General features: G+C 76.0%; 10 protein-coding genes. 7 read left to right on the top strand and 3 right to left on the bottom strand.

Annotated elements, in window-relative coordinates:
- The first annotated feature begins 392 nt into the window (after positions 1-392).
- Both efeU and IE329_RS08720 read left to right on the top strand, forming a co-directional pair.
- The gene (efeU, locus tag IE329_RS08725; protein ID WP_190210249.1) at positions 393-1,280 is read left to right on the top strand and encodes an iron uptake transporter permease EfeU; all 888 of its coding nucleotides are present in this window, start codon (positions 393-395) and stop codon (positions 1,278-1,280) included.
- Between the two features lie 243 nt (positions 1,281-1,523).
- Positions 1,524-2,432 (top strand): LysR family transcriptional regulator, encoded by a 909-nt coding sequence (locus IE329_RS08720; RefSeq protein WP_190210248.1) that lies wholly within the window; start codon positions 1,524-1,526, stop codon positions 2,430-2,432.
- Between the two features lie 53 nt (positions 2,433-2,485).
- Here the strand turns inward: IE329_RS08720 and IE329_RS08715 are convergent, their stop codons facing one another.
- Complete coding sequence (locus IE329_RS08715; protein ID WP_190210247.1) at positions 2,486-4,048, bottom strand: aminotransferase class I/II-fold pyridoxal phosphate-dependent enzyme; 1,563 nt, start codon at positions 4,046-4,048, stop codon at positions 2,486-2,488.
- A gap of 128 nt (positions 4,049-4,176) precedes the next feature.
- Here IE329_RS08715 and IE329_RS08710 point away from each other — a divergent pair, with 128 nt between their 5' ends.
- From IE329_RS08710 to IE329_RS08700, 3 genes are all read left to right on the top strand, one after another.
- Entirely contained in the window at positions 4,177-4,611 is a 435-nt protein-coding gene (locus IE329_RS08710; protein WP_190210246.1) for a VOC family protein, read from the top strand.
- Positions 4,612-5,061: 450 nt separating this feature from the next.
- Positions 5,062-5,859, top strand: coding sequence for a class I SAM-dependent methyltransferase (locus tag IE329_RS08705; RefSeq protein WP_190210245.1), 798 nt, complete (start codon positions 5,062-5,064; stop codon positions 5,857-5,859).
- Positions 5,860-5,967: 108 nt separating this feature from the next.
- Complete coding sequence (locus IE329_RS08700) at positions 5,968-8,436, top strand: hypothetical protein (RefSeq protein WP_190210244.1); 2,469 nt, start codon at positions 5,968-5,970, stop codon at positions 8,434-8,436.
- Positions 8,437-8,676: 240 nt separating this feature from the next.
- Here the strand turns inward: IE329_RS08700 and IE329_RS08695 are convergent, their stop codons facing one another.
- Complete coding sequence (locus IE329_RS08695) at positions 8,677-10,875, bottom strand: TerD family protein (RefSeq protein ID WP_190210243.1); 2,199 nt, start codon at positions 10,873-10,875, stop codon at positions 8,677-8,679.
- Positions 10,876-10,978: 103 nt separating this feature from the next.
- Positions 10,979-11,959, bottom strand: coding sequence for a LysR family transcriptional regulator (locus IE329_RS08690; protein ID WP_229927272.1), 981 nt, complete (start codon positions 11,957-11,959; stop codon positions 10,979-10,981).
- A gap of 107 nt (positions 11,960-12,066) precedes the next feature.
- Here IE329_RS08690 and IE329_RS08685 point away from each other — a divergent pair, with 107 nt between their 5' ends.
- Both IE329_RS08685 and IE329_RS08680 read left to right on the top strand, forming a co-directional pair.
- Positions 12,067-12,960 carry an NAD(P)H-binding protein gene (locus IE329_RS08685; RefSeq protein ID WP_190210241.1) on the top strand — a complete coding sequence of 298 codons (894 nt, stop codon included), beginning with the start codon at positions 12,067-12,069 and terminating at the stop codon, positions 12,958-12,960.
- A 76-nt stretch (positions 12,961-13,036) separates the two neighbouring features.
- Positions 13,037-13,402, top strand: coding sequence for a darcynin family protein (locus IE329_RS08680; protein ID WP_190210240.1), 366 nt, complete (start codon positions 13,037-13,039; stop codon positions 13,400-13,402).
- The last annotated feature ends 35 nt before the right edge of the window (positions 13,403-13,437 follow it).

The following is a 13,437-nucleotide window of genomic DNA, read 5'->3' as shown; positions in this document are numbered from 1 at the left end:
CCGTGGCCACGGCCGGACCGGCCAACTAAGGTATGCCTTAGCTTGCAGGAGGGTGCCCCTCGCCCCAGGACGGCGCCCGTGCCCGGGCCCGTCCCGGTCGCCGTCCTGGGGCGAGGGAGACCCGGGCCGGCCGCCTGCCGTCGCTCCCGGCGGGGAGCGCCTCGGCCTCGCCGCCCGCCGTCCGTCACCCGCCGCCCGCGTCGACCCGGCCGGCCGGCCGGCCGACCTGCCGTCGCTCCCGGCGGGGAGCGGCACGATCCGGAACGCTTCGGCGGCGGCCCGCCCGCGGCCGGCGGGCCGGGCTCCGCGCGTGCGGCCGCCGCCGGCCGAGCAGGCCGTCCCCGGCGTTCGGGCGGGGCCGTCCCGGCCGGATCACCATCCGAGGAGAACGCGTGTTCGCCAACTACCTGATCGGCCTCCGCGAGGGCCTCGAAGCGAGCCTGATCGTCTGCATCCTGATCGCCTACCTGGTGAAGACCGGCCGACGGGACAAGCTCCTCCCCGTGTGGGCCGGGATCACCGCCGCCGTCGTCCTCAGCATGGCCTTCGGGGCGCTGCTCCAGTACGGCTCCGCCCAGCTGGGCTTCGAGGCCCAGGAGGCACTCGCCGGGACGTTGTCCATCGCCGCCGTCTGCCTGGTGACCTGGATGGTCTTCTGGATGCGCCGCACCGCCCGCCACCTCAGGAGCGACCTGCACGGCAAGCTGGACGAGGCCGTCGCGCTCGGCACCGTCGCCCTGGTCACGACCGCCTTCCTGGCCGTCGGGCGGGAGGGGCTGGAGACCGCACTGTTCATCTGGAGCGCCGTCCAGGCCACCGATGACGGCGTCCGTCCGCTGATCGGCGCAGCGCTCGGCCTGCTGACCGCCGTCCTGCTCGGCTGGCTGTTCTACCGGGGAGCCCTGCGGATCAACCTCGCCGGGTTCTTCACCTGGACCGGGGCGCTGCTGATCGTCGTGGCGGCCGGTGTCCTCGCCCACGGCGTCCACGACCTCCAGGAGGCCGGCTGGCTGCCCGGCCCGGAAGACCTGGCGTTCGACATCAGCGGCACCGTCCCCCCGGACAGCTGGTACGGCACCCTGCTGAAGGGCATCCTGAACTTCCAGCCCGACCCCACCCTGCTGCAGGTCGTCGTCTGGGTGGCCTACCTCGTGCCCACGCTCTACCTCTTCCTGCGCAGGCCCGCGGCCGGGACCGCCCGCCCGGTGGCCGGAGCCGAGGCCGACGCCGGTACGGGCAGCGGTACGGGCAGCGGTACTGACCATCCCCGGCAGTCCTGACGCATCGTCCCGCGGCCACCCGTCCGGCCCACGGTGGCCGCCCGGAGCGACCTGCGCTGCAATGGTGTGGGCCCGTCCGTACGGTGCGGGCCCACCGCTACGGTCCCGGCCGTCCGCCGCCCGGCCGCCCGCGGCCGTTCCCGGCGGGCCCGCACCGCCCACGCCGGGCCCGGACGGGGACCGGGCCCGGCGCGAGCGTACGGGATCGGAGCCGTCGTCCTCCCGTCCACAGCAAGGCCGTCCATGCTCGAACTGCGCCATCTGCAGGTGCTGCGCGCGATCGCCCGCGAAGGTTCGCTCGCCGCGGCCGCCCGGGCGTTGCAGCACAGCCAGCCCACCGTGACCCACCATCTCGGCACCCTGGAGGCGCACTTCCGGACCAAGCTGGTCGAGCGCGGCCCGCGCGGCGCCGTCCTCACCGAGGCCGGGGAGGCGCTGCTGACGCACGCCGAGGCGGTGCTGGCCCGGATCGCGCTGGCCGAGCGGGAGGTCCGCGGCCTGGTCGAACAGGGCTCGGTCGCGCTGCGGGTCGGCACCTTCCCGACCGCGGGTGCGCTGCTGCTGCCGCCGGCCGTCCGGCAGGTGCACGGGCACGGGGTGCGGGTGTCGCTGACCGAGGGCGAGCCGCCCGAGCTGCTGGCCGGCCTGCGCAGCCGGGAGCTCCACCTGGCGCTGGTGTTCTCGCAGCCCGGCGACCGGCTCGGACTGGACGAGGACTTCGTGGTCCATCCGCTGATGGAGGACCCGCTGCTGCTCGTCCTGCCGGCCGGCCACCCGCAGGCCGGGATGGAACGCGTCCCGCTGGCCGCGCTGCGCGACGAGGCCTGGATCGTCGGCACGACGGACGCCGACCCGTGCGACCGGCTGCTCGGCCTGGCCTGCGCGCGGGAGGGGTTCGAGCCGGTGCACGCCCTGCGGACCGACGACTACGGCGTGATGCAGGGCTTCGTCGCGGCCGGCATCGGGGTGGCGCTGGTACCCCGCCTCGGCCTCGGCCGGCCCCGGGAGGACATCGTGGTGCGGGAGCTGGCGGACTTGGTGCTGGCCCGCCAGATCGGGGTCGCGATGCCCAGGTCGGGGGTGTCGCCGGCCGCGCTGGACCTGCTGGCGGCGCTTCGCCGGCAGGCGCGGGTGCTGGCCGGGCCGGCCTGACCCGTCCCGCGGCCCCGTCCGGCTGCCGCGCCCGCCGCCTCGCCCCGCTCCGGCTACGCCCCCTCGTCGACCACCCGCAGGGTGCTGACGGCGAGGTCGGCCGCGCCGCGGACGTGGCCGCCCGGGACGGCGGCGGTGCGCCGGAAGAAGTCGACCAGCTCCTGGGTGATCACCTCGCCCGGGAGGAGATTGGGAATGCCCGGCGGGTAGGCGGCCAGGGTGTCGGCCGACACCCGGCCGACCGCCTGCGCGGCGGGCACCGCCGTGCTCGGCGCGAGGAAGGCCGCCCGGGCCGTCGACCGGACCGGGCCGGGCGCCGGCAGCGGGATCCGGACCGGCGCGGCCTGCCCGCCCGACGGCGCGGGGAGCGCGTGCAGGGCCGCGGTGAAACGCTCCGGGTCGGGTGCCGCACCGGCGCCGACCACCGCGACGATCGCGGAGTCGGTGGCGACCTCGACCATGATCCGGTGCTCGTTCAGCAGGCGTCGCCTGGCCTCGTGGCCGGAGACTCCGCCGGCCCGGGTGTCGACGGCCACCCGCAGCGGATCGGCGGCCACGATGTCGGCGAACCGGCCGAAGCCGTCGCTGACGACACCGAACCGGCCCTCCGCCCGGACGGCCGCGCGCATCGCGTCGGCGGCGGCGAGCGAGGCGCCGATCGCCTCCCGCCCGGTCGCCAGGGTGCGGCGGGCGAGGTCGAGCGAGGCCAGCAGCAGGGCGCTCGCGCTGGTCGACTGGGTGAGGTGGAAGGCCCGGCGGAGGTGCGGTTCCAGCACGTCGGCGTACGGCCCTTCGCCCAGGTGCAGCATCGCCGACTGGGTCAGGCTGCCGCCCAGCTTGTGGGTGCTGGAGACCACCAGGTCGGCGCCGTGGGCGAGGGCGCCGCCGGGCAGGTCCGGGTGGAAGCCGAAGTGCGAGCCCCAGGCCTCGTCCACGATCAGCGGCACACCGGCCCGGTGCGCGGCCTCCGCCAGGCCCCGGACGTCCGCCACCGCGCCGAAGTAGCTGGGCGTCACCACGTACGCGGCCGCCGCATCGGGGGTGGCCGCGAGCGCCGCCGCGAGGTCCGCCGGGGTCACGCCGTGGGCGATCCCGAGGTCCAGGTCCACGGAGGGGTGGACGAAGGCGGCCCGCAGGCCGGAGAGCACCAGTCCGTCGATCACGCTGGAGTGCACGCTGCGCTGCACCACCAGCGTCCCGCCGAGGGCCCGGGCCGCCAGGACGGCGATGCGGTTGCCCTGGGACGCGCCGTTGGTGAGGAACCAGGTGCGGCGCGCGCCCCAGGCCTCGGCGGCGAGGCCGAGCGCCTGGTCCAGCGGACTGCCGGCGCCCAGGTCGACGCCCTCCAGCAGCGGCGGTACGTCCAGCCGCAGCGGGGCGTCGCCGAACATGCCGGCCAGGTCGGTGAACCGGCGGGTGCCGGCCGCGTGGCCGGGGACGTTGAGGCGCAGCCAGTCGTGGCCGGCGGTGCGCAGGACGGCGTCCGCGTAGGGCGCGGCGTGCTGCGACGCCGCGGTGCCGACGGGGTCGCAGCCGCCGGGCGGGCGGCTCGCGGGGGCGGAAGCGGGAGCAGGGGCGAGGGCACGGGCAGGGGCGGGAATTCGGGAAGGGCTCACCCTTGGAGGCTCGCAGCGGGCGGGTGGTCGCGGAATGCCGCAGTTCTCTGGCGGGGTCCAGCATTCGTCTATGGCTGCCGGCCGCGGCCCCGCCTGCGGGTGTCGGTGGCGAGCAGTACGGTCCTGTCATGGCAGCCAGCATCGATCTGACCCTCGACTGCACGGACGCGCAGCTCCTCGCCGGTTTCTGGAAGACGGCGCTGGGCTACGTCGACGAGCCGCCGCCGGCCCCGTTCACGACCCGGGAGGAGTGGCTCGCCCAGTTCGACCTGCCGGAGGACGACTCCGCCGACGACGGCGCCTGGCTCTGCGACCCCGACGGCGCCGGCCCCCGGCTCGCCATCCTCAAGGTCCCGGAGCCCAAGAGGGCGAAGAACCGGCTGCACATCGACATCCGGGTGCCGGGGCACGGCAGCGGCGACGAGCGGTGGGCGCGGATCAGGGCGGAAGCCGAACGGCTGGTACGGGCGGGCGGCACCGTCCTGGAGGAGTTCACCGGGCACCACCTGGTGATGGCCGACCCGGAGGGCAACGAGTTCTGCGTCGCCGCGGGCCCGGCCTGAGGGTCCCCCGCCGGGCCCGGTCCGGCGGCCCGGCACGGGTGCTCGGCGGGTTCCGGCGGTCAGGGGTCCCGGCGGTCAGTGGTTCCGGCGCTGAGGGATTCCGGCGCCGGGGGTCCCGTCCGGAGACGGCGCGGCCCGGCCGCGACGAGGAGAAGCGGCCGGGCCGGGAAGCAGGGCGCAGCAACGCCCGCCCTCGGACGGTAGCCGGGCCGGCGGGCGGATCCCCGGGACGCGCCGGGACGCGCCGGGATCCGGACGCGATCTCACCCGTCGGCCGGAACCCGCGGCGGGTGTCGCGATGGGTGTCGCGGCGGGTGTCGCGATGGGTGTCGCGGCGGGGCACCCGACCGGCGCGGGCGGCCACGGCGAAGCAGGCGACGGCGGGCAGGCGGGCCGCGGCGGGAAACCGGAGCGACAACCCCGGCCACCCGCGGGTAGCGTTCCGGGTTCATGACCGACACCAGCCGGGAACGGCTCCGCACCACCTTCACCGAGGACGCCGGACTCTACGACCGGGCCCGCCCCGGCTACCCGCGGCGGATGTACGAGGACCTCGCTGGCCTCGCGACGCTCGGCCCGGGGCGCCGGATCCTGGAGCTGGGCTGCGGCACCGGCCAGGCCACCGTCCCGCTGGCGGCGACCGGCTCCCGGGTCACCGCCGTCGAGCTGGGCGCGGAGATGGCGGAGGTGGCCCGGTGGAACCTGGCGCCGTACCCGCGGGCGGAGGTGGTGGTCAGCGCCTTCGAGGAGTGGCCGCTGCCGCCCGAGCCCTTCGACCTGGTGCTCGCGGCGACGTCCTTCCACTGGATCGACCCGGCGGTCCGGACCGCCAAGGCGGCCGACGCACTGCGGCCCGCCGGCGTCCTGGCGGTCGTCTCCACCCACCACGTCAAGGGCGGCAGCGAGGAGTTCTTCGCCGAGGCCCAGCCGCTCTACGAGCGCTTCGATCCGGCGACTCCGCCCGGCCTGCGGCTGTCGCCGGCGGCGGACATCGCCCCGGACGACACCGAGCTGGCCGGCTCCGGCCGCTTCGGTCCGGTGGAGGTCCGGCGCTACGAGTGGGACCTCACCTACTCCGCCCAGGAGTACCTGGACGTGCTCCGCACCTACTCCGGGCACCGGGCCCTGCCCGCGCCGGCCCGCACCGGGCTGCTGGCGGGCATCGCCGATCTCATCGACGACCGCCACGGCGGCAGCATCACCAAGCGCTACCTGACCGAGCTGATGACCGCCGGGCGGATCGCCTGACGCCGAGGGCCCGGCCTGCCCACGAGGCGCGAAGGCCCCCCTGGGGGCGGCCCGGACCGCCGTCGGGACGCATCGTCAAGTCCCCGGCCGGGCTGGGACGATGTCGGTGTGACTGATCCGGTGCACAACCACCTCGCGGGTTCCGCCCGGTACGCGATCATGGCGGGAAGCGTCAACGGGATCGAGTTCCACCACGACGCCTCCCCGGACCCGACGCCGGCCGCGCGCGCCGCGGACGAGCTGGCCAAGGTGGTGCTGGCCCAGTGGCGTGACGAGGCCAACCTCCGCGGTCTGCGGGGCCGGGCCCCGATGGCCGTCCCGTGGGAGGCGGACTGGGAGCCGGGGGCTCCGGCTGCCGGTCCGGACGGTCTGGTCGCGAAGGTCGGCGGGTTGTCGCCGCTGCGACTGATGATCACCGGGCCCGGCGGGGCGGGGAAGTCCTCGGTCGCCGTCCTGCTGGTGCTCGGCCTGCTGGAGCGGCGGCCCGACGGGGAGGCCGTCCCGGTCATCCTCTCGATGCCGGACTGGGACCCCGGGCAGGAGGGCTTCGAAACCTGGGTCGTCCGGCGGATCAGGGAGGACTACGGGGGCCACACGACCGGGCTCGACCAGCGAACGGCCGAGACGCTGGTGCGGGACCGGATGATCGTCCCGGTGCTGGACGGGTTCGACGAACTCCCGCCGCCGTCGCGCACCAGGGCGGCGGCGGCCCTGGCCCGTTCGCTGGGACCGGCGGACCCCCTGGTGCTGACCTCCCGCCCCGAGGCCCACGAGCAGGGCGTGGCCGACTCGCTCCTGCTCCTCGACATGCCGGTCCTGCGGGCCGGCCCGGTGCCCGCGCGGGCCGGCCGGGACTACCTCGCCCGGGCCTGCCATCCACGGCGCCTGCCCGCCTGGGAGCCGGTCTTCGGCGAACTGGCCGCACACCCCGGCGGCGCCCTGGCGACGGTCCTCTCCTCGCCGCTGATGCTCTGGCTCGCGGCGACGGTGTACTCGGCACCGGGCAGCGATCCCGCCGAACTGCTGGACGCGAGCCTGCTGCCGGGCCCGGACGCCGTCGAGGGCCACCTCCTGGACGGTCTGGTCCCGGCCGTCTGCTCGCAGGGCCCGCCGCCCGACCACCTCCCGGGACGGGTCCGTCAGCGGGACCCTGACCGCGCGTTGCGGTACCACCGCTTCCTGGCGCGCCAGCTCGGGCGCCGGCGGACCCAGGACATCGCCTGGTGGCAGATCCGCAGCCCGCTCACCGAACCCGCCGTCTGGGGAGCCGTCGTCCTGGCGGGCGTGGCGGTCTGCGGCGCGCTCGTCGGCTGTGCGGTCGCCGCGCTGCTCACCGCCACGGGGGCGGTGCCGGCCCGGTGGGGCTTCCTTCGGGTCGCCGAGGCGCTGAACGCCGTGAGCGGGTTCGCCACCCTGGCGACGGTGCTCGGACGGCTCGCGACCAGGCATCTCTTCAACGGCTTCGAGGACCGCCCCAGGAAGCCGGCGGGGGCCCGCGGCCGCCTGCTGACCGGCCTGGCCGGGGCGGTGCTGACCGGCCTCGGCGTGTTCGGCTCCGGCGGCCGGGGCGCCGTCCTCCTGGTCTTCCTGCTCCCGGTGCTGTCCGGCGTGATCCTGACCGGACCGGCCGAGTCCGGGACGGCGACCCGGCCGGGCCTCCTGCTGCTCGACGAACGGCGGATCGCCGTGGCGGAGGCGGCCCTGGTGGCGCCGGCCGTGGCAGGCATCGCGGTGGCGTTCTTCGACTGGCCGGACGGCTCGCTCGTCGCCGGCGGGTTCCTGACCGGCTGGCTGTGCTCGGCCGCGGTGCTCGCCGCGTTCACCAAGTGGGGCCGCTGGACGGCGACCCGGCTGGCGCTGGCGGCGCGCGGGCACCTGCCGTGGGACGTGCTGGGCTTCCTTGAGGACGCCCGCCGGTCGGGCGTCCTCCGGCAGGTGGGCGGGGTCCACCAGTACCGGCACGCCGGGTTGAGACTGCGGCTGGCCGGGCCCGGTGCGGGCGACCCGTCGGAGGGCGCCCCGGCGCCGCCCGAGGTCCGGACCAGGAGCAGCATCCGCAGCCTCGGCGCCCTGCGGATGCTCGGACTCGATCTGGTCGTCCCGGTGCTCGTGTACCTGGTGGTCGTGTCCCCGTTGTCCGCCGAAGGGGGGTACCGGGCCGACTGGCAACGGTCCTGGGAGCTGGTCGGGGCGCAGTGGACCCTGTTCGTGGCCCTGGGCGCGGTGCTCCTGCTCGCGGCCCTGGCCCTGCGGGCGGTGGCGACGGAGCTCCGGATCGACGCCGACGGGATCCGGCTCAGCGGGGGGCGCCGGCTGCGGCTGCGCTGGGAGGACGTCGCGGAGGTGCGGGTCCGGCGGGCCGAGGCCCCGCGGGGTGTGAAGGCCGCCTTCCCGGGCCTGCCGGCCGGGTACTTCCTGGCCGTGCGACCGCACCCGGACCGGACGGTCCCGCGCCTGCGGGCGGACGCCGAGGGGTGGGCCCGGGTCTGGGACCTGGGCGACGCGGCCATGGTGCCGATCGAGGTGGAGGTGGCCCTGGCCCGTTTCGCCACGGAGCGCTGGGACCCCCGGCTCTGACGGTGCGGGCGGCGGCCGCCGGAGCGGTCCGGCGGCCCCGGACGGTCACCGGCGGGACCGCACCCGCCGGACGCCCCCGCCACCGGACGGGGAAGGACGACGCGGGGTGGGGGGACGACGACGCCGAGGTGCCGTGGCGGCACCCCGGCGCGAAGTCGAGGGCGAGGAAAGCGAAGGGACTAACGTTGGAGGTGTGAGAAGGAAGCCCCTTCATGGCCTCGCCGGGCCCCACGGTAGCAGTCAGCCGGGGATCAGGTCGCGCAGGTTTTCCGGGGTGACGACCACGGAGTCCGGATGCAGCCCCGCCGGGCGCTCCAGCCCGACGTAGGTGACCGGTCCGTCCGGCAGGGCCCCGCCGTCCCACCGGGTGACGACGGTGCCGGAGCCGGCCATCAGGTCCGTGAGGTACCGGACCGTCAGGTACTCCCGCCCGACGACGCCGCGCAGCAGCGTGGCGACCGACACCCGGTTCCCCTCGACCCGGTTGGCGCTGGGACTGCCCTTGAGGTGGAGGTGCAGCCACTTCGCCTGCCAGCCGCCGTCCGGGCCGCGCAGGAACGCCAGCGGCAGGGCCACCCGGCCCGGCCCGCGCAGCTCCGACTTCAGCCGGACGGTGCGCGCCTCGAACGGACGCCCTCGCTGGTCGCCGTCGCGCAGCATGAACCCGAAGAACGACTCCGCGACCTCCTCGAAGCCCTCGCCCGAGAAGATGTTGACCTGCGGGACGATGAAGTCGCCGCGCACCGCCCCCAGGCGCAGGTTGATGAACTCCGAGGCTCCCTCGGGCGCGTCGGTGATGTCCCCCGAGTGCTCGCCCTCGACCTGGGTGAGCGAGGTGTAGGACAGCTGGCCGAGCGTCCCGTACGAGGCGTCCAGGAGCAGCGCGGAGAGGTCGAAGTCGGTGGTGCGGGCGGTCTGCCTCCAGTGGACGAAGAACCGGAGCAGGTCCCCCTCGACCGGGGAGACGGAGCCGCGGGGCAGCACCCCGAGGCCGGCGGCCGTCGCCTTGCCGCTGAGCGGGAGCGCCACGTCGAGGACGTCGGGGCCGATCAGCAGGTGGTCCGGTGCCGGGAGGCGGCGGCGCGTCTCGGCGTCCAGGGCGGTGATCAGCCGCTCGCGCGCGTCCGGCGGCACGGCCGGGCGGGTGTCGGGGGTGACCCAGGCCCGGCCCAGGCGGTTGACGAAGACGCGGGTCCCGCCGGGCTCGTCGGTGCGGTTGTGGAGGTGCTCGCGGACGGAGAGCAGGACCCGGCCGGCCACCCGCGGGGCGGCCCGCTCGGCCACGGCCAGCACGGCGTCGCGCTCGTCCTGGCCGGGGCAGGCCCGCAGCAGGCGGTCCAGGGCACGGAAGAGCTTGCCGGGGGCCTCGGCCAACAGCCCGGCCGCCGCGGTGACCTCGCCGGCTGCCAGCAGCTGATCGGCCCGGCTCTCGAAGGTGGGTGCCGCCGACTCGCCGCGGGCGACGGCGAAGACCTCGGCGGCGTGCGGCCGGCGCGGGTACTCGTGCGGGTGGAGCCGCTCGCCGAGGCGCTTGAAGGCCTCGCGGTGCGCGGTGACGTCGGCGAGCTTGGCGGGGGCCGCGGCGACCACGGTGTCGAGACCGGCGATCAGGGCGCGGCGGACGGGGCGGGACAGCGACCGGAACCGGGTCGGCCGCACCAGGGTCACATCGCCGTCGGACAGGGCGCAGGCCAGCCGCAGCACGTCGGTGACGGTGTCCAGCAGGAGGTCCGCGCCGGTGTCGAGGCGGGCCAGGTTGACGAGGGCGCGGTTCTCCCGGACCGGGATCGCCTCGGGCTGCGGGCCGGCCGCGCAATAACCCGCCAGCACCCGCAGGTCGGCGAGGTCCTCCTCGCCGAGCGGGGTGGCGCTGCCCGCCAGGGCCAGGTAGAGGGCGGTCACCTCGGCGTCCAGCGTGCCACCGGGGTGCAGGACCGTCAGCCGGTCGCCGGCGGCGGCGATCAGTTCCTCGTGCGCGGCGAGCAGTTCGGCGTAGGTGTGCCGGTAGTTGCCGTAGGCCGGGAGGGTCAGCAGGTCGAGCACCCCGGTGCGCAGTTGGCCGGCGGTGCTCGCGCGGGACGCGTCGTCGGCGAGCGCCTCGGTGACGCAGCTCGTCCAGAAGGCGAAGGTGTCCGGGACGTTGGCCGGGAAGTCGACGAAGTAGGCGTTGTGCGCGACGTGGTCGCCGGTGATCCCCCGGACGGTGGCCAGGGTGCGCCTCGCGGTGTCCACGACCGTGCCCTCGTCGAGTTCCGCGAGCTGCTCCAGCAGGCCGGCCGAGAGCTTGAAGCCGACGGACATCAGCGCGGCGTCGAACTGCCGTGCCGCGGTGGCCCCCTGACCGGCCGGCAGGGCGGCGCCGGCGTGGACGGCCCGCGCGGCGGGGGCGGGGAGGCGGCGGGTGTGCCGGACGACCATGGCTTCGAGACGCTGGAGCATCCGGCGATGATCCCAGACCCCGCCGGGCCGGCGCACACGGGTTTCGCAGCCCGGCCGGCACCGGGCCGGGCCGGGCTCCGCGGCCCGCGAGGGCGGTGTCGTGCTACTCGGGGCCGGTCGCGTCCGCCGCCGTGACTTCGGCGGCCGCGGTCGGTGTGCGGAGTGTGCGGCGGACGGCGGCGCGGAGCCAGCGGTGGGCTCCGTCGGCCGTGTTCCGGGGGTGCCAGGCCATCCCGATGGTCAGCGGCGGCAGGTCCAGCGGGATGTCGAGGAGCCGCAGTCCGAGGGCGGCGGCGTCCTGGGTGAGGGGCGAGGGGGCGGCGCCGGGGAGTGCGGCGGGCACCAGGCAGACGACGTCGGTGCGGGCGGCGAGGGCCATCGCGGCCAGGTGGCCGGGGAGGACGACGCCGACCCGCCGGTGCAGGCCCTGCGCGGCGAGGGCGGTGTCCAGGGGGCCGGTGAAGCGGCCGCGCCGGCTGACCGTGACGTGCCGGGCGGCGGCCAGCCGGGCCGGGGTCAACTCCCCTTCGGTGAGCGGGTGGCCGGGCCGGACGGCCGCCATCATGCGCAGGTCGGCCAGCTCCTCGACCCGGGTCTCGGGGTCCACGTGGTCGATGGACCCGATCTCCAGGTCGATCCGGCCGTCGCGCAGGGCGGGGCCGGCCTCCAGCTCCTCGGCCCGGATCCGGAACGAGACGCCCGGCGCCTCCCGCTGGGCCAGTCGGAGCAGCCCCGGGGCCAGTGCCGCACCCACCAGGTCGGCGGCCTGGAGGGTGAAGGTGCTGCTGAGTCCGGCGGGGTCGACGCTCGCGCCGGGGCTGAGCAGCGCCCCGAGGCTGCGCACCACCGCGGCGGCCTCCTCGCGCAGCGCCTGGGCGCGTGGGGTGGGGACCATGGTCTGTCCGGCCCGGACCAGCAGCGGGTCCTGGAGGATCCGGCGCAGACGGGCCAGGGTGCGGCTCATCGCGGCCGGCGAGGTGTGCAGGCGCGCGGCGGCGCGGGTCACGCTGTGCTCGGCCAGCAGGGCGTCCAGCGCGAGGGCGAGGTTGGCGTCGATGACCGGATCCGTGCTGCTCACCAGCATTATTCCATTTCAGTCAATAATTCCGTGCCGAAGTTCCCATTGTGGCATCACGGATGCCCTCAGCAGGATGAGGGACGTACCGAACCGGCACGACCCAAGAGGTTTTCATGATCGTCATTACTGCTCCCACCGGGAACATCGGCCGCCACCTGCTCTCCCTGCTGCTGGGGTCCGCCCCCGCCGCGGGCGAGGAACTGCGGGTGATCGTGCGCGATCCGGCCCGGCTGCCGGACACGGCGCGCGGCCGCGTCGAGGTGGTCACCGGCTCGCACGGCGACCCCGCGGTGCTCGACCGGGCCTTCGCGGGCGCGGACGCCGTCTTCTGGCTCGTCCCCCCGGACGCCTCCCTGGCTCCGCGGGACGCCTGGACCGGGTTCACCCGCCCCGCCGTCCGGGCGCTCGCCACCCATGGCGTCGGCCATGTCGTCGGCGTCTCCGCGCTCGGCCGCGGCACCCCGCTCGCCGGCCGGGCCGGCCTCGTCACCGCCTCCCTCGCCATGGACGACCTCATCGCCGGCGCGGGCGTGGCCTACCGGGCCCTGGCCAACCCGTCCTTCTTCGAGAACCTGCTGGAGGAGGCCGGCCCGATCCGCGAGCAGGGCGTCTTCACCGACGTCGTCGAGCCCGACCGCCGGGCCCCCTTGGTCGCCGTCGCCGACGTCGCGGCCGCCGCCGCCCGCCTGCTGCTCGACCGCTCCTGGACCGGCACCGCCGACATCCCGGTCCTCGGGCCGCAGGACCTCTCCCCCAACGACCTGGCCCGCATCATGACCGAACAGCTCGGCCGCCCCGTCCGCTACGAACGCCGGCCGCTCGACGAGATGTACAGCACCCTCGTCGGACACGGCCTCAACGCGGAATTCGTCCAGGGCATCGTCGACATGAAGCGGGCCAAGGACGAGGGCCTCGACGCCGGCGTCACCCGCACCCCGGACACCGGCTCCCCGACCAGCTTCGAGCAGTGGTGCGCCCGGACCCTCAAGCCCGCCGTCCTCTCCTGAGGCCACGCACCCGGCTCCGGCGCCCGCCGGGAGCCCGGCGCCCCAGGACCCACCACCCCGCTTTGGAGTCACCCCGATGCCGACCGACCCGACCGCGCCGCCGGTCACGGCCTTCATGCTGGTCAAGACCACGCCCGAATGGCTCGCCCTGACCGTCCGGCAACGCGTGGACGCCTTCACCACCGAGGTGCTGCCGGCCATCGAGGCCAGGACCACCGGCGTCCGGTCACGCTTCTTCGACACGGAGTTCTACTCCGCGCGCGTCACGGACGTCTGGATGTGGGAGGCCGAGGACCACCAGGCCTACCAGCTCCTCATCGACGCCCTGCGCGAAACCCCCTTCTGGGACCGCTACTTCGAGGTCGTCGACCTCCTCGTCGGCACCGAGAACGGCTACGCCCGGACGTACGGGCTCGAACCCGTCGCCACCATCACCACCTGACGCACCGCCCGGCCGCGCGGGCGCGCGGACCGGGC

The sequence above is a fragment of the Kitasatospora indigofera genome, assembly GCF_014655955.1.
GTDB classification, from domain to species: Bacteria; Actinomycetota; Actinomycetes; order Streptomycetales; family Streptomycetaceae; genus Kitasatospora; species Kitasatospora indigofera.
This window is presented reverse-complemented; position numbering and strand designations above follow the sequence as displayed.

Bases quoted from the DNA above. Each gene is read 5' to 3' on its own strand.
- IE329_RS08705 (WP_190210245.1), top strand. From the start codon at position 5,062: ATGACCGACACCAGCCGGGAACGGCTCCGCACCACCTTCACCGAGGAC.
- IE329_RS08680 (WP_190210240.1), top strand. From the start codon at position 13,037: ATGCCGACCGACCCGACCGCGCCGCCGGTCACGGCCTTCATGCTGGTC.
- IE329_RS08690 (WP_229927272.1), bottom strand. From the start codon at position 11,959: ATGCTGGTGAGCAGCACGGATCCGGTCATCGACGCCAACCTCGCCCTC.
- IE329_RS08710 (WP_190210246.1), top strand. From the start codon at position 4,177: ATGGCAGCCAGCATCGATCTGACCCTCGACTGCACGGACGCGCAGCTC.
- IE329_RS08720 (WP_190210248.1), top strand. From the start codon at position 1,524: ATGCTCGAACTGCGCCATCTGCAGGTGCTGCGCGCGATCGCCCGCGAA.
- IE329_RS08695 (WP_190210243.1), bottom strand. From the start codon at position 10,875: ATGCTCCAGCGTCTCGAAGCCATGGTCGTCCGGCACACCCGCCGCCTC.
- IE329_RS08685 (WP_190210241.1), top strand. From the start codon at position 12,067: ATGATCGTCATTACTGCTCCCACCGGGAACATCGGCCGCCACCTGCTC.